Source organism: Algoriphagus kandeliae (genome assembly GCF_004571135.1).
Classification (GTDB): Bacteria; Bacteroidota; Bacteroidia; order Cytophagales; family Cyclobacteriaceae; genus Algoriphagus; species Algoriphagus kandeliae.
In genome coordinates, this window is sequence record NZ_SPSB01000003.1 from 784,856 (window position 1) to 803,718 (window position 18,863).

Below are 18,863 nucleotides of genomic sequence, written 5' to 3' on the forward strand. Positions count from 1 at the left end.
TCAAAAATTGAGATGAAATAACCAGTTTTTTAAGCAAAAACCTTAGAAAATCTTGTTCAGGTCAAACTTTAGAAAATGCTTGATCCAAATCAGTCAGTAAATCCTCGGTATGTTCCAACCCTACTGAGACACGAATTAAATTTTGAGGAGTCAAGGTATCAGGACCTTCCACAGCAGCTCTTCGCTCAATCAAACTTTCAATTCCTCCTAAACTTGTAGCATTGGCAAATAAGTGAAGCTCACTGATCAATTTATCTGCTGAAACAGCGCCGCCTTTTACCTGAATAGATACAACTCCTCCAAAACCACTCATCTGCGAAGCTGCAATTTCATGACCGGGGTGATTTTTTAATCCCGGGTAATAGACCCGCTCCACTTTTGGATGAGCCAAAAAATAATCAGCCAAGACCATCGCATGTTCTGCATGACCCTTCATACGATAAGCCAAGGACTTAATACTTCGTGCTAGCCAATAACAATCAGTTGGAGATGGCACAGCCCCCCCTACTCGCTGAATGGTTCTGATTTTGTTCCAAAATTCATTCTTTTCCTTCGTGACCAATGCACCTCCAAGCAAATCACTATGACCACCAAAATATTTGGTACTGCTATGCATCACAATGTCCGCTCCAAGCAAAAGCGGGTTTTGAAATACAGGTGTAGCAAAGGTGTTATCACAGGCTAAGATTGCCCCGTTTTCGTGTGCGATTTCAGCAACCTTTCGAATATCCGTGATTTTTAAAAGTGGATTAGACGGAGTTTCTACCCAGAAAAGTTTGGTATTTGGACGAATCGCAGCCTTCACCGCCTCCAAATTACTCATATCCACAAAGCTCACTTCATGAATTCCTTTGAATAGAATCGTCATGGAATTATGTAGTCCATGGTACATATCATCCGGAGCGATAATATGAGATCCAGGCTCCAAAGCCTGATAGACCGCAGTTCCTGCAGCATTTCCAGATGAAAAAGCTGCCGCATCTACTCCTTGCTCCAGTGAAGCAATCAGTTCTTCCAAAGCCAATCGATTGGGATTTCCAGCACGTGTATAGAGCAAGCCAGCTTCATTTCCATGCTCGAAAGTGGTACTTAAAGTGATGGGTTGAACAACTGATCCGGTATTGTCGGTGATATGATTTCCTTTGTGAATAGCGCGTGTTTCGAATTTCATTTCCTAGGTATTTCTGGAAATTTAACAATCTATTTGGAAACGAAATGAGAGAAAAGGCACACTTTACACAGAAAAAAATTTAGCAGGACCATTACAACCTTTTTAACCTAGGTTGACTCTTTAGGATAGAATCAACAAAAATGACTCAAATTCAACTAGACAGTGAATTGATAGAGCAGGTCATCGCTCAAGATCGAAAAGCCCAATTTCAGCTTTTCGAATTGACTAAGCGGATGGTTTATTCTCTGGCTTTTCGAATGTTGGATGATGAAGACATGGCGCATGATGTTCTGCAGGACACCTATGTGCAGGTTTTTCAACAAATCCGAAACTTGAAGCATCCGGAAGCTTTGACATCTTGGATTCGGACAATTACAGCTCGCAACGCCATTCGAAAGGGTAAAAGGCAATTTCAATTTGAAAAATTGGATCAAATAGAAGAAGCTGGGGAAGATCAATTTGAATCCTGGTTTGACGGAGAACTATTGGATCAGGCAATCCGAAGCCTTCCTCCCGGTGCTAGGGCCATTTTCATGTTGGTTGCCGTTGAAGGCTATCCACATCAAGAAGCTGCCAAGCTTTTGGGAGTGAGTGAAAGTACTTCAAAATCCCAGCTGAGTTATGCAAAGAAACTTCTAAAAACAAGAATCAAAACACTGCTTCAGGCATGAAAAATCTTCCTCAACATACTCCGAAAAGCACTAGCTGGGATAAGATTTTGCAACAGCAGGATTTCGACACTCAATTAGAAAAAGTAAGTCTTGACCTTCCTCATTTTGAACCAAGCAGCAAGGCCTGGGAAGGAATCGTCACTGAATTGGACTCTGAGAAAAGAATCGTTCCGATTTGGAAAAAACTGGCAGCGGCAATGGTTTTGGTATTCACGATTGCATTATCATGGGTCTTGTTGGAAAAAGACCAAGAGCCTAATTTCGAAACAGATCTTTTGACGCAGATTCGAGATATCTCTATTCCTATACAGGTTGAGAAACCAATCCTTGAGGGAAAAGAGAGCTTTGCAGAAATGAGTGAACCGTCCACTCTTACCACTGAAACTAAACCTATTGAATCAAAACAGGAATTGGCAGAGGTAAGTATTCCCATCATTGCCTTACCTAATTTAGAAATTCCGCAGGTAAACTTGGACCCAACTTATAATCCAAATCAATTCACTGCCTCCTCAGAAAACAAAAGCCTGCATGAAGTAGACATTTCTTGGGATAAAGGCCGCTCAAAAATGAGAGTTAAAACTGCTTTTGGGAAAAGCCAAGAAGAGTTACAATCGAATCGAAAGTATCAGACTTCTTCTTCCAAAACCATTCAAATTAAATTTAAAAACAAATCCATCACATCTTAAACACTATAAAAATGAAAAGATATTTTCTTCTCACAGGGATTGTTATGCTCTTTTCGATCTCTCTTTTTGCACAGGAGGTAGAAAACCAATTAAGCAAATTCAATCAAAACCTGATCAATGAAAAATCTCCTATTACAGACACATTAGTATTTAATCTTCCCAACGAAGGAACATTTCTCCTTTACTTCAACAATCAGGAACACAGCGTTGAATCACTTCAAGAGGAATTCCAGCCAATTTTAGAGAAAGCTACCAAATTCCCGGAGTTTGAAACGAAAGGCTATCGAATTGCTGAAAGTTTTTCATCCACCAGACTAGAGGCTGTAAAATATGAAGTCGAGAATAAATACGTTCAGCACTTAGACAGCCTGGAATTCACTTTCCCTGTTGGTTTGGATTATACAGGAGGTGATTTCACTCCGGTAGCTGGCTTCCGAACTCATTTAAATCTTCGAAACTTCAGTTTTGGAGGATCGATCACCAACCATATTTATTTCCCTCCACGCATCGAAAAAAACATCAAAGTAAACAGCAGCTGGTTTGTAAATGCAGAGTTTTCCTGGGAAAAATATTCAAGGGAAAACAAGAAAAACACAGTTGGAATTGGGCTACTCATGAATGATACCAAGAGTGACTTATTTTCTGGTACGACAATTAGAGCTTTCTACAAGCACCAACTCAATAAAAATATTGCTATTGAAGTGGGTGTTGTAGGCACTGAAAACTTAAAGACTTTCTACCCAACAATCGGTGTGAGATTCTGGTAAAAAAAAGCCCTCAAGTGATCTACTTCGCTTGAGGGCTTACTTATTTTTTCAGCTTTTTTATCTGATCCTATCTACTGATCTTACCAAAGCTTCATCTTTTCTAATAAATCGATTAGCTAGCATATTAAATACCATAGCCGCTAAAATCACCCAAAATCCAGCCTGATAGGAACCGGACTCTACTGCATTGATTTCAGAATTCACTCCGTTTGTTGTCAAAAAGACTACGACAACCAAACCTACCATGATCAAACTGTTGATCATATTGAACATCATTTGCCGGGTTCGGTTTTTATATTGAAAAATGGAAATCAATGCCAAAAGCCCTGAAAATGAAGCCAATGTAGCCATGTACCAAGTGGAAGAAGAATCCAAAGTTTCTCCTGCTGCATCCATATGAGTCATCATAAAAGCAGTCAGCTCCCAAGTTTCGCCTGATGCTTCCTGAGCTTGCAACCAATAGGGAGAACTGATACTTGCTCCCATGCAGACTACTACCAAAAACAAGAATATGGTTTGAATTCGTTGAATCATGATTTTCTAATTTTTAGCAAAGAAAAGCCCTAATCCCCGCTTTCACAAGGAAAGTTAAAATCTGCCATTGGAATCCTGTGGGAATTGTATCTTTGTGAGCTATGAGCCAAACCAAACGCTTTTTCCTTGAATTAAGCTATCATGGCAAGCCTTTTCACGGCTGGCAAATCCAACAAAATGCCTTTTCGGTCCAAGAATCCATAGAATCTGCACTTTCTACCTATTTTCAGAAACCCATCAATATAATGGGCAGTGGACGGACTGATACCGGTGTGCATGCTACCCATCAAGTTTGTCATTTTGAATGTGACGTCCCCTTTGAGTCAAAAAGACTTGTCAAGGCTTTAAATGGAATTCTTCCAAATTCTGTTGGAATAAAGGCCGTTCGCCTTGTAAAACCTGATGCACATGCTCGGTTTGACGCCTTGGAGCGATCTTATTTTTACCGAATTATTTTCCAAAAAAGCCCCTTTTACGATGAATTAGCCTGGACATTTTTTGGAAATCTGGATGTAGAAAAAATGAATCAAGCCGCTCAGTTTCTGATTGGAGAACAAGACTTTGAAGCTTTTAGTAAGGTCCAAACGGAGGTCAATCATTTCCGTTGTACAATTATGTCAGCCCGTTGGGAACAAAAAGAGGAGGAATTGTTATTCCATATAACCGCCAATCGATTTTTGCGTGGGATGGTACGGGCAATTGTCGGAACTTTGGTGGAGATTGGGGTTGGTAAAAAATCACCAGAAAGTATGGTGGAAATTATTCAATCCAAAGACCGAAGTAAAGCGGGTAAAGCCGCACCTGCTAAAGGTCTTTTTTTAAGTAGGGTAGTTTACCCCCGAGAAATTTACCTAGATTGAAAAACCTTGAGCTTAGAAAAAGAAAAAACTTCTTCCGGTGAAATAGTAGACACCAAAGTCCTGAAGAAATTGTATCGCTATGTGCAGCCTTACAAACTTCAGTTTTATTTTTTGGTGTTTTTGACTATTGCCTTGGCAATTTTGGCTCCTACGCGACCCTATTTCATTCAGGTTGCCATCGATGACCACATTGCCATAGGTGACAGTGCCGGTCTGGTTCAGATGATCTACATTTTAGTAGGTCTGATGATTCTACAAGCGGTCGTCCAATGGGCCCACACCTATTTTTCTGGCTGGATTGGACAGGTGATCATTCGGGATATTCGTGTCAAGCTATTTGACCATTTACTTCGTCTGAAACTCAAGTTCTTTGATAATACCCCAATTGGAAGATTGGTCACACGAAATATCTCGGATATCGAAACTTTAGCTGACGTATTCAGTGAAGGTTTAGCTGCTATCATAGGGGATTTACTGCAATTGGTGACCATTTTGGGAGTCATGTTTTATATCGATTGGAAGCTCACCCTTGTCAGTTTGTGTACACTTCCACTCATGATTATTTCGACTTACATTTTCAAGGAAAAGATCAAAGTCACCTTTAATGATGTGCGAAACGCGGTATCCAACCTGAACTCATTTCTTCAAGAACACATCACAGGGATGAATATTGTTCAGATTTTCAATCGAGAAGATCGGGAATTTGAAAAATTCAAAGAAATCAACCGAGAGCATCGAACAGCGCATATTCGGTCCGTTTTATATTATTCCATTTACTTCCCCGTAGCAGAAATTATTCAGGCAATTGGGATTGGGTTGGTTGTTTGGTATGGCGCTGTAGGAGTTTTGGGACTGGAATTACAAGTCGGAGTTCTGATATCCTTTATCATGTACCTGCAATTGTTTTTCAGACCGATCCGTATGATTGCAGACCGATTTAATACCCTTCAAATGGGTGTGGTTAGTTCATCGCGAATTTTCAAACTGCTCGATAGTGATGAACACATCGCGAATGAAGGAGATTTTAAGCCTGAAAAAGTAAAAGGAAACATCGAATTCAAAGACCTTTGGTTTGCTTATATAGATGAGGATTATGTCCTGAAAAACATCAATTTCTCTGTAAAAAGTGGGCAAACAGTTGCTCTTGTCGGAGCTACAGGAGCGGGTAAATCATCTGTAATAAACCTACTTTCAAGATTTTACGAAATCAATAAAGGCTCTATCACCATCGATGGGACAGATATTCGGGAATTTGAATTGGGTATTCTGCGAAAGCATATTGGCGTAGTACTCCAAGATGTATTTTTATTCTCCAACACCATCTATTACAACATTACATTAGGCAACCCGAAAATCAGCAGAGAGCAAGTTTTGGAAGCAGCTGAAATGGTGGGAGCTCGGAAGTTTATCGAACGTTTGCCAGGTGGTTTGGACTACAATGTGATGGAACGAGGTGCTACGCTTTCTGTGGGTCAAAGACAATTAATCTCCTTCGTTCGAGCAATGGTTTACAATCCCGAAATTATCATCTTGGATGAAGCCACAAGCTCAGTAGACACCGAAACGGAAGAACTCATTCAGGAATCTATCGAAAAAATGATGAAGGGCAGGACATCCATTGTCATCGCTCACCGACTTTCTACCATTCAAAAAGCTGACAACATCATTGTATTGAACAAGGGAGAAATCGTGGAGCAGGGAAAACACGATGAGTTGCTAGAAAAAGGAGGCTACTACACCCAACTCCATCAAATGCAGCTCAAGACCATGGCAATCTAGCCTGGAATTTGCTTGAATCAATTAAACCAACTAGAATAACGTGAAACACAGATTAGCATTTTTGCTATTCCTTTTACCATTTTTGGGGATAGCACAGGAAAGAGGAGCTGGAATTCGACTAGGTGAACCATTCAACTTGACTTACAAGGATTTCTTTGATGATTATTTTTCTTGGGAGGTGATGATAGGAAGCGGAGGAATTAACAGCCCAGGCTACTATCAGCGTGATTTTGAAAACAACCCACCAAGTTCCAATGCTTTCTACATAGGCCATAGCGCCAGCAAAGGAGTATCTCTTCATGGCCGAGTGGCCTATCATGAGGATTTTACCGATGTATTTGATATTTCACAAGGATATCTTTTAGGGTATGGAGGAGTAGGCGCGCAGCTACGCACCACTCAGGTTAACTATACCTACAACTTGGGAGCAGGTGAAAGTGGTGGAACATTTAGCGAGCAGCGAAGCAATGTTGATTTTGGGCCTGAAGCTTTCGTAGGAGGAGAATACTATTTTGATGAATTGCCTATCTCCGTATTTGCCGAAGTAGGAATCTTTTTGGAATTACTGGATCGAGTGGGGCATATCAAAGGTCAAGGAGGAATTGGCGTTCGCTATTTGTTCTAAACCATGAGCAGAAAACTTATCGTAATCCTAGTATTCCTAGCCTTTTTGGTCTTGGGAGGATTAATCATTTTCAATTACTTGGGAGGAAACAATCCTATTCAAATCACCCTTGTAAATCAAAAACCTACTCCCCTTTCAGGTATTTATTATGTTGGGACTCCTCAGGATCCTTCATTGAAAGAAACCTTTGAAAAAATCGAGACTGAGAAGTCCTTACATCCTGGAAGCTTTTTGCAGACAATCTATGAAGTCGAACCTGCTGGAAAGTTAGATACCATGCGGGTTTTTGTGGGAATTGACCAATTACTGGTTGGCGATGAATACGAGCAGTTGGTTTTTGAGGAGAATCGCTACTTACTAGCCAGAATTCAAGGAAGTCGATGGGTCATGCCAGGACCTGAAAAGGTAAAAAGTAGACTTCAGGACTTTGCCGACTCGGCAAAACTTGAATTATCAGAAATTTTTATCGATAAGATAATCTCTGAAAATGAGGTACATGTGATCGCTCCGATAAGGAATTGAGAGCTTTTTACATTTTTTAACCAAACCTATTTCTGAAATTTTCGTGACAATAATTATTACTAAGCCAAATAAAATTTTATGAAAAAACTTATTGCAATATTTGGTTTCGCAACAATGTTTGCATTCCAAGCCTGTGAAGGACCCGTAGGACCTCCAGGCCCTCCCGGACAAGATGGATTAGACGGTATCACTATCGTAGGGGAAGCTTTTGAAGTAGAAGTGGACTTTACAGAAGCAAATGATTACCGAGAGTTGTTTGAATTTGATCCAGCCATTTTAGATAGTGATGTAGTTCTTGTCTATATCCGTTGGGAGCAAGATGGAAATACCCCTATCTGGAGGCCCCTTCCACAGACTATTTTCTTTGAAGAAGGCGTGCTAATGTACAATTATGACTTTACCCAATTTGACTTTTCCGTCTTTTTGGATGGGCCATTGGATTACAGTTTGCTTTCCTCAGATTGGACAGATAATCAGCTATTTCGAATCGTAATTGTACCTGCAGATTTTGCTGGCTCCAGAATTGATTTCTCCGATTACGAAGCTGTCACCAAGTTATTGGGAATAGAAGAGGATGATTTTATTCCACTCAAACCAAAATCCAAAAATTAATATTCACTAAACCAACTTCTACCACAAACAGGATTGAAGCGGTGCTACAATCCTGTTTTTTTTAATACCAAATATTATTTGCTTCCTATCTTTGCCGCATGAAACTTCAAAATGATCTACTGCTTCGGGCAGCAAAAGGTGAAAAAGTAGAACGCACTCCGGTGTGGCTGATGCGTCAAGCAGGACGAATTCTTCCCGAATACCGTGCCGTGCGTGAGTCCGTTTCAGGCTTTATCGAACTTGCCCAAACTCCTGAATTAGCCGCAGAGGTGACTATCCAGCCAGTAGATTTATTAGGAGTGGACGCTGCCATCATTTTTTCAGATATTCTAGTAATTCCAGAAGCCATGGGATTACCTTATGAAATGGTGGAAAAGCGAGGGCCTTGGTTTCCAAACACAGTTTCTTCGGAAGAAGATCTGAAAAAATTACGAATCGCTGACGGTGCAAATGACCTGAGCTATGTCATCAAAGCGATTGAAATCACCAAAAAAAACCTAAACGGCCGAGTACCGCTAATTGGTTTTGCAGGGGCACCTTGGACCATTTTTGCATACATGATCGAGGGAAGTGGAAGCAAGACCTTCTCCAAGGCTAGAGCGATGCTTTATAAAGAGCCGGCCTTTTCCCATCGCCTGCTCCAAATGATCACTGACAGTACGATCAACTATCTAAAAGCCCAAATTGAGGCCGGGGCAGATTTGATTCAAATCTTTGATTCCTGGGCCGGCATTCTTGGTCCAGATCAATATGAGGAGTTTTCCCTTCGATACATTTCCCAGATTTGCGATGCCATTCAAGAAGTTCCAAAAACTGTTTTTGCAAAGGGAGCATTCTTTGCTAGGGAAGCTATGGGGAAATTGAATTGTGAAACGATCGGTTTGGATTGGAATATGGGAATCGCTGAATCCAGAAAATTAATCGGACCAAACAAGACTCTTCAAGGAAATTTAGACCCAGCCGCACTTTACGGTTCACCCGAACAAATACAGATTGCGACTCAGAAAATGATGGGAGAATTCCGGGGAAGCAGACATATCGCCAATTTGGGTCATGGAGTTTATCCGGATATTGACCCGGAAATGGTAAAAGTCTTTATTCAGACGGTAAAAGACTTTCGGTAACCAATTATTCAGAAATATTAATCGGATCACCAATTTTCACCACTCCTTCACCCAAAGCAACCATATTCTGACCAAAAAGGACTTTATTTCCTTTGGTCCGATAGGATGACAAAGTCCGAAGCGGTTCTTTGCTTTTTATTCCTGTCTCTTGGTCTACGGTGATCAATACACAGCGTGCGCAGGGCTTGACCACTTGAAAATCAACAGATCCGATTTTAATCTTTTTAAAAGTATCTTCTTGAAAAGGTTTTCCTCCAGAAAAAACCAAATTAGGGCGAAAGCGATCCATCGAAACAGGTTTTTCCAGTTTTTGATTGAGATCATTTAGAGATTCCTCTCCAATTAGTAAGTAAGGCATCCCATCTGCAAAACTGACAGCCTCTCCCCTTACTGCATATTTTGGACTTACTAGCCTTCGAGTTGATTCAGGCATTTTCACAAGTCTAACGTGCTTACCCAAAAAATCAGAAAACCAGCGATCAAACTTGGCATCGACCAACTTGGCAGTCATTGTATCATCCCAAACGACCACCTCTACGGACTCCTCTCCTTCTTGGTCAAAAGGAATCAATAGGAAATTTCCTGGATCATGTTTTGGAAATACTTTTAGGGCATCTTGGGAAAGTTCTACTTGAAGCAAAGCTAATTTTGGAAAGGAACGCTGAGACACAAAAACACCTTCTTCATCTATAAGCATCCATCGCCTATCATAGCGAAAACCTTTTTCTTCTACAGTTGCTTCATTCAAACGAATTCCCCCCAATGATTTGATCGGGTAGATATAAATATCCTGAATTATAAGTGAATCCATGGTTTGATTAGAGTAAGGAGCACAAGTTAACCCCTCTTATCTAATTTTTGATTTACCATGAGTGTTTGTTTAGAAAAACCACTGTTTTAGAAGTAGAATCCCAAAACCGATTCGAGTCATCATCCCAAAAATCATCAATAAAAGGAATATCATGGTCCACTTTAACCGGTCTTGACTTCGCTTTTTGCCAAAAAATTGTCTCATACCAAAAAGATGAAGAGGAGTAAGAAAAGGTTGCATAGAGAATCAAAAAATCCTGTCACAATCTCAGATTTCTAAAAACTAACCGTGCCATTATGAAGGAAAACTTCTTGGAATCTGCCAGTGAATCTGACATTGTGACACAAAAAAATCAAAATTATCAGATGGCATAAGCATTGAAGCAAAGGAAATAAACCGAATCAGAAACTAAATAAAATTTATAATCATGGGAAAAATTATAGGCATTGACTTGGGTACCACCAACTCCTGCGTAGCCGTAATGGAGGGAAATGAGCCTGTAGTCATCCAAAACAGTGAAGGAAGAAGAACTACCCCATCTATTGTAGCATTTCTAGACAATGGAAATGGCGAGCGAAAAGTAGGTGATCCTGCCAAGCGTCAGGCCATCACCAACCCCGCAAATACCATTTCATCTGTAAAACGATTTATGGGTAAAAAATTCTCTGAGGTTTCCGAAGAGAAAAAACACGCTTCCTACAAAGTGGAGCAAGGACCAAACGACACCGTTGCAATCAAAATCGGTGACCGTTCCTACACCCCACAGGAAATTTCTGCAATGATTCTTCAGAAAATGAAGAGTACTGCTGAAGACTTCTTGGGACAAGAAGTGACTGAAGCAGTTATTACCGTGCCTGCTTACTTCAATGATGCCGAGCGTCAAGCCACCAAAGAAGCTGGACAAATTGCCGGTTTGGAAGTGAAGCGTATCATCAACGAGCCTACCGCAGCGGCTTTGGCATACGGTATGGACAAGAAAAATCAGGACATGAAAATCGCTGTGTATGACCTCGGTGGTGGTACCTTCGATATTTCAATCCTTGAACTAGGCGATGGTGTATTCGAAGTAAAATCAACCAATGGTGATGTACACTTGGGTGGTGACGACTTTGACCAAGTAATCATCAACTGGCTTGCTGATGAATTCATGGCGGAAGAGCAAATCGATCTGAGAAAGGACCCTATGGCTCTTCAAAGATTGAAAGAAGCAGCTGAAAAGGCGAAAATCGAGCTTTCCAGCTCCTCTTCTACCGAAATCAACTTGCCTTACATCACAGCAACTCAAACTGGACCAAAGCACTTGGTAAGAACATTGAGCCGATCTAAGTTCGAGCAACTTTCTGAAGACTTGGTGAAACGATCCATGGAGCCTTGTAAAAAAGCGCTTCAAGATGCTGGACTAACTGCTTCTGAAATTGACGAAGTAATCTTGGTCGGTGGATCTACTCGAATTCCTAAGATTCAAGAAGAAGTTGAGAAGTTCTTCGGCAAGAAGCCTTCTAAGGGTGTAAACCCTGACGAAGTAGTAGCTATCGGAGCTGCTATCCAAGGCGGTGTATTGACTGGTGAAGTGAAAGATGTACTTCTTTTGGACGTAACTCCTCTATCTCTTGGTATCGAAACCATGGGCGGAGTATTCACCAAATTGATCGAAGCCAACACGACAATTCCTACCAAGAAATCTGAAGTGTTCTCTACTGCTGCTGACAATCAGCCTGCTGTAGATATCCACGTACTTCAAGGTGAGAGACCTTTGGCTAAGGACAACCGAACCATCGGTAGATTCCAGTTGACAGATATCCCGCCAGCACCAAGAGGAGTACCTCAAATCGAAGTTACTTTCGACATTGATGCGAACGGTATCCTCAACGTATCTGCAAAGGATAAAGGAACTGGAAAAGAACAGAAAATCAAGATCGAAGCTTCTTCTGGACTTTCTCAGGAGGATATTGACCGAATGAAGAAAGAAGCTGAAGCAAATGCAGCAGCTGACAAGGCTGAAAAAGAAAAGATCGAAAAGCTTAACCAAGCTGACAGCTTAATTTTCCAGACTGAAAAGCAGTTGAAAGAATATGGCGATAAGCTTTCTGAAGGTAACAAAACTGCCATCAACGGAGCTTTGGATAAACTGAAAGCTGCTCACCAGTCTCAAGATTTGGCTGGAGTTGATGCTGGAATGGAAGAGCTAAATAAAGCTTGGGAAGCTGCTTCTCAGGAAATCTACAATGCAACTCAAGGAGCGGGAGCTCAGCCAGGTGCTGACGCAGGAGCTACTGGAGCAAGCGATAGCGGAGACGGAGTCTCTGACGTAGATTACGAAGAGGTTAGCGAAGACAAGAAGTAATAAAGCTAAACCAATAATTCAAAGCACTCGGAAATTACCCGAGTGCTTTTGGCATTCAAAAGCCAAGAATCCCAGCTAGGAATCTTGGCTTTTCTTTCTTTCACACTTTATTTTGAGACCATGCAATTAACCCCAGATAATAAGCTAAAGAAACTCATCGTGGTGGGAGATCGGGTACTTATTCGACTTAAAAAACCCAACGAAAAGACTTCAACGGGACTTTACCTTCCTCCTGGTGTTCAGGAAAAAGAAAAAGTCCAGCAAGGCTATATTATAAAAGCAGGCCCAGGCTACCCCATCCCCATGCCTGTAGAAGACCATGAACCTTGGATGGAAAATGATGAAAAGGTGAAATATGTCCCGCTCCAAGCTAAAGAAGGCGACTTGGCTATTTTCCTGTTATCTGGAGCTCATGAGGTGATGTATGAAGGAGAAAAATATTACATCGTATCCCAAGGAGCAATACTAATGCTCGAACGGGAGCAAGAACTTTAACTAAAAATGCCCGATGAAAATCACCGGGCATTTTTTGTTTCTCAATGAAACCAGATTTTTTTCTTTCGCATCCCTTTTGGAATTATATATGCAGCCTTTGAATTAGTATTCTTCGCAGAATATTCCTTCCATGGCTTCCAATTTTTCGCTTCCAATCCTTTCGGATTATGAATTTCTTTCCGGGTCCTAATTTTTAATTTGGAAGAGTTTTGATTCCAAGTTTTGGAATTTTTAGCCTCTATCCCTTGAGCATTTTCAGGATTGGCATTGAAGTACACTACAGGATTTTTTTGATTCTTTTCCCACACTGCTTGGTTTTTGGCAGCTGGTCCGGTTGAAATGTTTTGACCGTAAGAATATCCAAAAAGAAGAAATGCCGAAAGAAGGAAAATGCCTTTTTTCATACGATTTAATTTGGGTTTACAGCTAAATATACTGCCTCCACCAAAAAATGTTTTACAGATACCAACTTTTTTCAACCTTAACAAAAAGTTGGGATTTGGGAAAATCTTACCGATTAGGCAATAAATCAAGCAGAGATTTAAAACAGATTCTAATTAAATGCTGAACCTGCTAGTTTCTAAAGGGATACTAGGAAGTCAGGCATTAAAAAGAAAAAAACCGGATTGAAAATCAACCCGGCTTTTTCTTCAACAATAGACCCTGTTTTCTGAATCAAAAGGCAAAAACAGCTGCCAAAAGAAAAGATGAAAGGTTTTTGGATGCAGCTAAATCCTTATTCAAAAAGTAATTATTGCCCATGGAGTCCAGTCTGATTTCGGGTATGATTGTTAAATTATTTCCAATTTTCGCATTTGCGGAAAGCGTTACCGCGAAGACATTTCCATCTCCGGCATCGTCAAGACCAACTACCCCGTCAAGTCCTCCATTGAAAACATTGAAATACTCTCCGCGGAGCCCCAAGCCAAAGTTTTCAGAAGGCTTAGCTTGAAGATATCCTGCAAAACCATAAAACCCAGACCCTTCTCCATCAAGAGGCAAAACATCTCCTCCGTCAAATTCCTGCCCCGAACTGGTAGTATTATAGGTCGTATTCACCCCTAAATACCAAAAGTCAGACAGATCAAAGCCTGTAGTCAAATCGATTTGTAGGGTATTCCCGAAAGATGTCTGACCAGGTATAAGCGCTCCATCATTGACCAGTTTCCCGTCATTATCCCCATAGACTAAATTAAGGAATGTACTTCCAGATCCTGAGGAATATCCCAATTGCGCCCCATAAATAAAGGATCCAAAGGGATTAAATTCGGTCAGATCGGTAGGATTCATGACGGCTGCTATGAAAGAAAATTTATCCGATAAGGCAATGTCAGCTTTCAAACCTGTATGGGAAAAAGGTCCGTAGGAAAACATGTAAGAAGTAGAGTAGTTGAAGTTTCCAGTCGGGGAGATTACTTCATAGCCTAAAAAGGTATTGAAATTCCCAAAAGTCAACGTGACCTTGTCTGTTGCTTTCCAATAGACATAAAGTTGGTTAACAATTTGGGAGCTTCCTGCCATTCCACCTGAATAAAGTGGTGAGCCAAAAACTGCATCCTCACCTCGCGGACCAAAAACCAAATCAACCACGGCTCCAACTTTTTCGCCATCATAAGTTGCAATCAAATTGGCCATGCCTAGAGAAAATCCTGGTAAATTGGCAAATGAACTAGCCGGAGCCATCATATTTTCACCCTTATTGGGTGCATTGAAATTGGTCCGGAAATAAGCATCAACAGACCCTGAAATTGTCAATACGGAAGGTGTTTCTTCTTTTTCTTCCTGAGCAAAAATTTTATAAGAGGTACTTAGACAAATACATATAGTTAGTAGAAATATCTTTTTCATTTTAATTTTGGATGTTGGTTAATGATAGAGTTGACCAATAGAACCCCTTGCCGTTCGAAAGAGAGTCGCGTTTTTTTCTTCGGCAGGGGTTCTTCTTTTTTAGAGATTATTCATCGAATACGATGGTATATCCTCGGATTCCATGTTCGTGAGAATCCAAACCTGTTCGCTCGTGCTCCGCAGAAACACGGATTCCTACAGTTTTCTTCAGAATAAAGAATATGACATAGGCAGATAAGAATGCCGTCACACCGCAAACTGCTACGCCAATCAATTGAGTCATAAAGCTATGTTCCGGGTTGGTAGAAAAAATACCTACAGCAAGCGTACCCCAAACACCACAGGTAAGGTGAACAGAAACTGCACCTACTACATCATCCAGATGAAGTTTATCAAGCAGAATAGCTGAAAGCACTACTAAAATCCCACCGATAAAGCCTACCAAGACAGCACCACCCGGGTTGATGACATCTGCTCCCGCTGTGATAGATACCAAGCCTGCCAAAATTCCATTGAGAACCATTCCCAAGTCCAATCGCTTGAAGGCAAAATAAGCAGCCAAGAATCCTCCAAGGCCTCCGGCACAGGCTGCCAAAGAAGTGGTTACAAGGACAAAGGAAACCAATCCAGGGTCAGCGGATAGCACTGAGCCTCCATTGAATCCAAACCATCCCAACCAAAGCAAAAAGACACCAATTACCGCCAAAGGAACACTTGCCCCTGGCTTTTCAACAGTTCGCCCATTTACATATTTACCAATTCGAGGACCTACCAAGATGACACCAGCTAAAGCTCCCCATCCTCCAACAGAGTGGACAAGTGTACTTCCAGCAAAATCATAGAATCCCATAGCATCTAAAGCACCACCTCCCCACTTCCAGCTACCTATAATTGGGTAAACAAACCCTACAAAGAATAAGGTAAAGATCAAATATGCACCAAGTTTTACACGCTCAGCGATAGCTCCGGAAACAATCGTGGCAGCAGTAGCGGCAAACATTGCCTGAAACAAGAAGTCAGTCCAATAAGTATAGCCTGCATTGGCATAATCAGCACTTACATCAGCAGTTGCAGGTGAAAACCAAAACATATTCCAACCGCTAAAGTCAAAACTTAACCAACCCGGCACCTCAAATCCAGGATACATTAAGTAAAATCCGACAGCGGCATAAGAAACAATACCGATAATGGGAGTAATGGTATTTTTAAAAAGAATATTGACCGTGTTTTTGGCTTGACCAAAACCAGCTTCTACTCCAGCAAAGCCCAAGTGCATGATAAATACCAGGGCCGTCGAAAGCATCATCCAAACATTGTTTGTGGTAAGGATGTTCTTGGACATCTCTAAAGTGAGATCCATAGTGGCCATTTCATTGGCCAAAACGTGTACAAAATACTTCATAGGTTTAGGATTAAATTTGAACGTATTTCAAAATTTTTGATAGGTTTGAGAGCCTAGGCTCGAAACGAATGTAGTTTATTTTTTAGCTAAAAAACAAATCACATTTTTAATAAAAATCTATTTTTTCTGATTTTTCAATTAATATTTAAACCATTTTTTAATGATTTTTCAAAAAATGAGTTGTTTTTGAATAAATATTAACCCTATATGATAAAAAAATATTATTTCGCTGAGGTTTAGAATATTTTCTGAAAACGATTTCGAAAAACAAGAAACAACCGATCGCAGCGGCCTTTAGAGATAAAAAAGAATTAAATTCTGTTTTTAATGCTTTTTCTTAAAAAAAATTCATTTTTGATAAATTATGAAAAATATAAATTTTCAAATTATTCGATTTTTTTTCAATTTGAATAAGAAAAACTTTTGATCAAGCTTTAAAAACTGCTTCAAAAAATAACCTATAACAAAAAAAGACCCGGGATTTGGGTCTTTAGCTATCAATATTTCACCTGAAAGATTTTTTATCTTAAAGTCTTTGCAAAATCCTTTGCAAAGTAAGTCAGAATGATCTTAGCTCCTGCACGCTTGATAGAAGTAAGTATTTCCATCATTGCCCGATCTTCATCAATCCAACCTCTGGCAGAGGATGCTTTTACCATACTATATTCTCCTGATACATTGTAAGCAGCAACAGGAAGAGGATAGTTATCATTCAATAGCTTGATCACATCCAAATAGGACAATGCTGGCTTGACCATCAAAAAATCAGCTCCTTCCTCCATATCCAAATCAGCTTCGATTAAAGCTTCTTTGGAATTGGCAGGATTCATCTGATAGGTCTTTTTATCTCCAAACTTTGGAGCAGAATCCAAAGCATCCCGGAATGGCCCATAAAATGCACTTGCATACTTTGCCGTGTAGGACATGATAGAGACATCGGTAAACCCATGCTGATCCAATTCTTCCCGAATAAAACCTACCCGGCCATCCATCATATCCGATGGTCCCAAAATATCCACACCTGCATCTGCCTGTGCCAATGACATTTTTGCCAAAACCTCCAATGTCTCATCATTGAGGATTTTTCCATTTTGTACGATCCCATCATGCCCATCGCTGCTATAAGGATCCATGGCTACATCCGACATGAGACAAACCTCAGGAAATCGCTTTTTGATTTCCCTCAAACCTTTAAGATAAAATGTTTCAGGATTGTAGCTCTCCTTTGCGAATGGATCTTTAAGTTCTTCTGGATAGGCAGGAAACACATCAAAGCTTTGAATTCCAAGCTTGAGGCATTCTTCGATTTCAAATAACATTTGATCAATCGAAAACCTAAAAATTCCCGGCATGGAATCCACAGGAATCTTCTTTTTCTCACCTGAAACAAGAAAAAGAGGAAAAATTAAATCCTCGACTCCAACTGAAGTCTCTTGAACTAGATTTCTGATGGCCTCTGACTTTCGGTTTCTTCTCGGTCTTCTATACATGGGATAAAACTTTACTCCCCAAAGGTACAATAGAGATTTCCCAAGCTAAAATGAATTAGAAATTATCCTCCATAATCATTAAGCTTTGGCTCCTAATTAAGTATCTTAGAATAAGATGATACGTCATGAATCAAAAAAAGTATCAACATACGATTTTTGGTGGGTGGGATAATTTTCACTGTCTAGATATCCGGAGTCGTGAATCTCAGCTACAAATCAAAATCCCTAAATGTCAAACCTTGGTTTTATACTCCGCCAATGAACTCAAAAAACTACGAAAACAAGGATTTGCTAGTGAGGTAGGGAAGGAAATAATGAAAAGAATCCAATCTCACCAATCGGATTTTTCCTCCACTAAACCTATTTTATTATTTGATGAGGGAAAAAGCTTGATGGCACAAGCAATTTGGCAGCATTACCTGCCTTTTAAGGAAATCTATATTTATCGAAACGGTATCGATGGGCTATTGCAAGAGGCTGAAGAAGTTTTCAAAAGCAAACTCAACTTTATCACCCTTTATGGAAAAACTGGTGTCGGAAAATCCGCTATGCTGGAACTCCTTAGAAGTAAAAATCATCAAGTTCTTCACCTAGAAGAAATCGCAAATCATCGAGGTTCTACTTTTGGAAACCTGAAAAAGCAAACTCAGCCTAGCCAAGAATCTTTTATCCTACAACTAGCCGAATGCTTATCTGACTTTGATCCTCAAAAACCCATTTTTGTGGAGTCTGAAAAATATAGCCTCGGCAAAAACATGATTCCCTACAGACTTTTAGATCAAATTTCTAAAGGAAAAAGAGTACAACTCCAGCTTAGCGAAGATTCTCGTATTCAAAGGCTGATTTCAGACTATGCAGGCATCAATGACAAAGAAATTGAGTCTGGAATTGAAAAATTAAAGTTCAGAATTGGTCCTGAAAAGGCGGAAGCACTGAAAAGCGAACTAATCAAAAGGAATTATGCATTTGTAATGCGGGGCTTAATGTCATATTTTGACCAAAGCGATTCTTATAATCAGGCAACCACTCCTTCATTTGATTTAATTTTAGACTTTGAAAATCCCGAATTAGCCGTATTGGAACTGCTCGAAAAATATGGAAAATAAAAAACGTCTCCCGAAG

The 18,863-nt window shown here is 40.3% G+C and carries 19 protein-coding genes; 12 read left to right on the forward strand and 7 right to left on the reverse strand.

What is annotated here, in order from left to right; all coding sequences use genetic code 11:
• Positions 1 to 61 precede the first annotated feature (61 nt).
• Complete coding sequence (locus E4S40_RS12005; RefSeq protein WP_135074341.1) at positions 62 to 1,171, reverse strand: trans-sulfuration enzyme family protein; 1,110 nt, start codon at positions 1,169 to 1,171, stop codon at positions 62 to 64.
• A gap of 140 nt (positions 1,172 to 1,311) precedes the next feature.
• Between E4S40_RS12005 and E4S40_RS12010 the strand changes: the two genes are divergently transcribed.
• From E4S40_RS12010 to E4S40_RS12020, 3 genes are read left to right on the forward strand one after another with little or no spacing between them, the layout of a single operon-like run.
• Entirely contained in the window at positions 1,312 to 1,842 is a 531-nt protein-coding gene (locus tag E4S40_RS12010) for an RNA polymerase sigma factor (protein WP_135074343.1), read from the forward strand.
• Positions 1,839 to 2,528, forward strand: coding sequence for a hypothetical protein (locus tag E4S40_RS12015; RefSeq protein ID WP_135074345.1), 690 nt, complete (start codon positions 1,839 to 1,841; stop codon positions 2,526 to 2,528). Before E4S40_RS12010 ends, E4S40_RS12015 begins: the two co-directional genes overlap by 4 nt.
• A gap of 11 nt (positions 2,529 to 2,539) precedes the next feature.
• Positions 2,540 to 3,295 (forward strand): mitochondrial porin family protein, encoded by a 756-nt coding sequence (locus E4S40_RS12020; RefSeq protein ID WP_135074347.1) that lies wholly within the window; start codon positions 2,540 to 2,542, stop codon positions 3,293 to 3,295.
• Positions 3,296 to 3,352: 57 nt separating this feature from the next.
• Here E4S40_RS12020 and E4S40_RS12025 read toward each other — a convergent pair whose 3' ends face one another.
• A complete protein-coding gene (locus E4S40_RS12025) occupies positions 3,353 to 3,829 on the reverse strand; it encodes a DUF4293 domain-containing protein (RefSeq protein ID WP_135074349.1) in 477 nt (158 codons plus the stop codon).
• A 101-nt stretch (positions 3,830 to 3,930) separates the two neighbouring features.
• Between E4S40_RS12025 and truA the strand changes: the two genes are divergently transcribed.
• The 6 genes from truA (at position 3,931) to hemE (ending at position 9,351) form a co-directional block, all read left to right on the forward strand.
• Entirely contained in the window at positions 3,931 to 4,689 is a 759-nt protein-coding gene (gene truA, locus E4S40_RS12030) for a tRNA pseudouridine(38-40) synthase TruA (RefSeq protein ID WP_135074351.1), read from the forward strand.
• Between the two features lie 6 nt (positions 4,690 to 4,695).
• The gene (locus tag E4S40_RS12035; protein WP_135074353.1) at positions 4,696 to 6,468 is read left to right on the forward strand and encodes an ABC transporter ATP-binding protein; all 1,773 of its coding nucleotides are present in this window, start codon (positions 4,696 to 4,698) and stop codon (positions 6,466 to 6,468) included.
• A gap of 40 nt (positions 6,469 to 6,508) precedes the next feature.
• Positions 6,509 to 7,093: a hypothetical protein gene (locus E4S40_RS12040; RefSeq protein WP_135074355.1), complete on the forward strand. Its 585-nt coding sequence runs from the start codon at positions 6,509 to 6,511 to the stop codon at positions 7,091 to 7,093.
• Positions 7,094 to 7,096: 3 nt separating this feature from the next.
• Entirely contained in the window at positions 7,097 to 7,615 is a 519-nt protein-coding gene (locus E4S40_RS12045) for a hypothetical protein (protein WP_135074357.1), read from the forward strand.
• Positions 7,616 to 7,693: 78 nt separating this feature from the next.
• Positions 7,694 to 8,227: a hypothetical protein gene (locus E4S40_RS12050; protein WP_135074359.1), complete on the forward strand. Its 534-nt coding sequence runs from the start codon at positions 7,694 to 7,696 to the stop codon at positions 8,225 to 8,227.
• A 98-nt stretch (positions 8,228 to 8,325) separates the two neighbouring features.
• Positions 8,326 to 9,351, forward strand: a complete 1,026-nt coding sequence (hemE, locus tag E4S40_RS12055) for a uroporphyrinogen decarboxylase (protein WP_135074361.1) — start codon at positions 8,326 to 8,328, stop codon at positions 9,349 to 9,351.
• Positions 9,352 to 9,355: 4 nt separating this feature from the next.
• Here hemE and E4S40_RS12060 read toward each other — a convergent pair whose 3' ends face one another.
• On the reverse strand, positions 9,356 to 10,162 hold the full coding sequence (locus E4S40_RS12060) for an MOSC domain-containing protein (protein WP_135074363.1): 807 nt from the start codon (positions 10,160 to 10,162) through the stop codon (positions 9,356 to 9,358).
• A gap of 427 nt (positions 10,163 to 10,589) precedes the next feature.
• Between E4S40_RS12060 and dnaK the strand changes: the two genes are divergently transcribed.
• On the forward strand, positions 10,590 to 12,506 hold the full coding sequence (gene dnaK / locus E4S40_RS12065) for a molecular chaperone DnaK (protein WP_135074365.1): 1,917 nt from the start codon (positions 10,590 to 10,592) through the stop codon (positions 12,504 to 12,506).
• A gap of 120 nt (positions 12,507 to 12,626) precedes the next feature.
• A complete protein-coding gene (locus tag E4S40_RS12070) occupies positions 12,627 to 13,001 on the forward strand; it encodes a co-chaperone GroES (RefSeq protein WP_135074497.1) in 375 nt (124 codons plus the stop codon).
• A 41-nt stretch (positions 13,002 to 13,042) separates the two neighbouring features.
• Here E4S40_RS12070 and E4S40_RS12075 read toward each other — a convergent pair whose 3' ends face one another.
• The 4 genes from E4S40_RS12075 to hemB all read right to left on the reverse strand — a co-directional run bounded on the left by E4S40_RS12075 (position 13,043) and on the right by hemB (position 17,741).
• A complete protein-coding gene (locus E4S40_RS12075) occupies positions 13,043 to 13,405 on the reverse strand; it encodes a hypothetical protein (protein WP_135074367.1) in 363 nt (120 codons plus the stop codon).
• Between the two features lie 271 nt (positions 13,406 to 13,676).
• The gene (locus tag E4S40_RS12080) at positions 13,677 to 14,849 is read right to left on the reverse strand and encodes a porin (protein WP_135074369.1); all 1,173 of its coding nucleotides are present in this window, start codon (positions 14,847 to 14,849) and stop codon (positions 13,677 to 13,679) included.
• 106 nt (positions 14,850 to 14,955) lie between these two features.
• Positions 14,956 to 16,218 (reverse strand): ammonium transporter, encoded by a 1,263-nt coding sequence (locus tag E4S40_RS12085; protein ID WP_394345420.1) that lies wholly within the window; start codon positions 16,216 to 16,218, stop codon positions 14,956 to 14,958.
• 554 nt (positions 16,219 to 16,772) lie between these two features.
• On the reverse strand, positions 16,773 to 17,741 hold the full coding sequence (hemB, locus tag E4S40_RS12090; protein WP_135074373.1) for a porphobilinogen synthase: 969 nt from the start codon (positions 17,739 to 17,741) through the stop codon (positions 16,773 to 16,775).
• A gap of 125 nt (positions 17,742 to 17,866) precedes the next feature.
• On the opposite strand from hemB, the gene E4S40_RS12095 reads away from it, so the two are divergent.
• Positions 17,867 to 18,847, forward strand: a complete 981-nt coding sequence (locus tag E4S40_RS12095) for a hypothetical protein (protein WP_135074375.1) — start codon at positions 17,867 to 17,869, stop codon at positions 18,845 to 18,847.
• Positions 18,848 to 18,863 lie beyond the last annotated feature (16 nt).

Excerpts from the sequence above, each read along its gene's own strand:
- E4S40_RS12005 (WP_135074341.1), bottom strand. The coding sequence starts at position 1,171 with ATGAAATTCGAAACACGCGCTATTCACAAAGGAAATCATATCACCGAC.
- E4S40_RS12010 (WP_135074343.1), top strand. The coding sequence starts at position 1,312 with ATGACTCAAATTCAACTAGACAGTGAATTGATAGAGCAGGTCATCGCT.
- E4S40_RS12015 (WP_135074345.1), top strand. The coding sequence starts at position 1,839 with ATGAAAAATCTTCCTCAACATACTCCGAAAAGCACTAGCTGGGATAAG.
- E4S40_RS12020 (WP_135074347.1), top strand. The coding sequence starts at position 2,540 with ATGAAAAGATATTTTCTTCTCACAGGGATTGTTATGCTCTTTTCGATC.
- E4S40_RS12025 (WP_135074349.1), bottom strand. The coding sequence starts at position 3,829 with ATGATTCAACGAATTCAAACCATATTCTTGTTTTTGGTAGTAGTCTGC.
- truA (WP_135074351.1), top strand. The coding sequence starts at position 3,931 with ATGAGCCAAACCAAACGCTTTTTCCTTGAATTAAGCTATCATGGCAAG.
- E4S40_RS12045 (WP_135074357.1), top strand. The coding sequence starts at position 7,097 with ATGAGCAGAAAACTTATCGTAATCCTAGTATTCCTAGCCTTTTTGGTC.
- E4S40_RS12050 (WP_135074359.1), top strand. The coding sequence starts at position 7,694 with ATGAAAAAACTTATTGCAATATTTGGTTTCGCAACAATGTTTGCATTC.
- hemE (WP_135074361.1), top strand. The coding sequence starts at position 8,326 with ATGAAACTTCAAAATGATCTACTGCTTCGGGCAGCAAAAGGTGAAAAA.
- E4S40_RS12060 (WP_135074363.1), bottom strand. The coding sequence starts at position 10,162 with ATGGATTCACTTATAATTCAGGATATTTATATCTACCCGATCAAATCA.
- dnaK (WP_135074365.1), top strand. The coding sequence starts at position 10,590 with ATGGGAAAAATTATAGGCATTGACTTGGGTACCACCAACTCCTGCGTA.
- E4S40_RS12070 (WP_135074497.1), top strand. The coding sequence starts at position 12,627 with ATGCAATTAACCCCAGATAATAAGCTAAAGAAACTCATCGTGGTGGGA.
- E4S40_RS12075 (WP_135074367.1), bottom strand. The coding sequence starts at position 13,405 with ATGAAAAAAGGCATTTTCCTTCTTTCGGCATTTCTTCTTTTTGGATAT.
- E4S40_RS12080 (WP_135074369.1), bottom strand. The coding sequence starts at position 14,849 with ATGAAAAAGATATTTCTACTAACTATATGTATTTGTCTAAGTACCTCT.
- E4S40_RS12085 (WP_394345420.1), bottom strand. The coding sequence starts at position 16,218 with ATGGCCACTATGGATCTCACTTTAGAGATGTCCAAGAACATCCTTACC.
- hemB (WP_135074373.1), bottom strand. The coding sequence starts at position 17,741 with ATGTATAGAAGACCGAGAAGAAACCGAAAGTCAGAGGCCATCAGAAAT.
- E4S40_RS12095 (WP_135074375.1), top strand. The coding sequence starts at position 17,867 with ATGAATCAAAAAAAGTATCAACATACGATTTTTGGTGGGTGGGATAAT.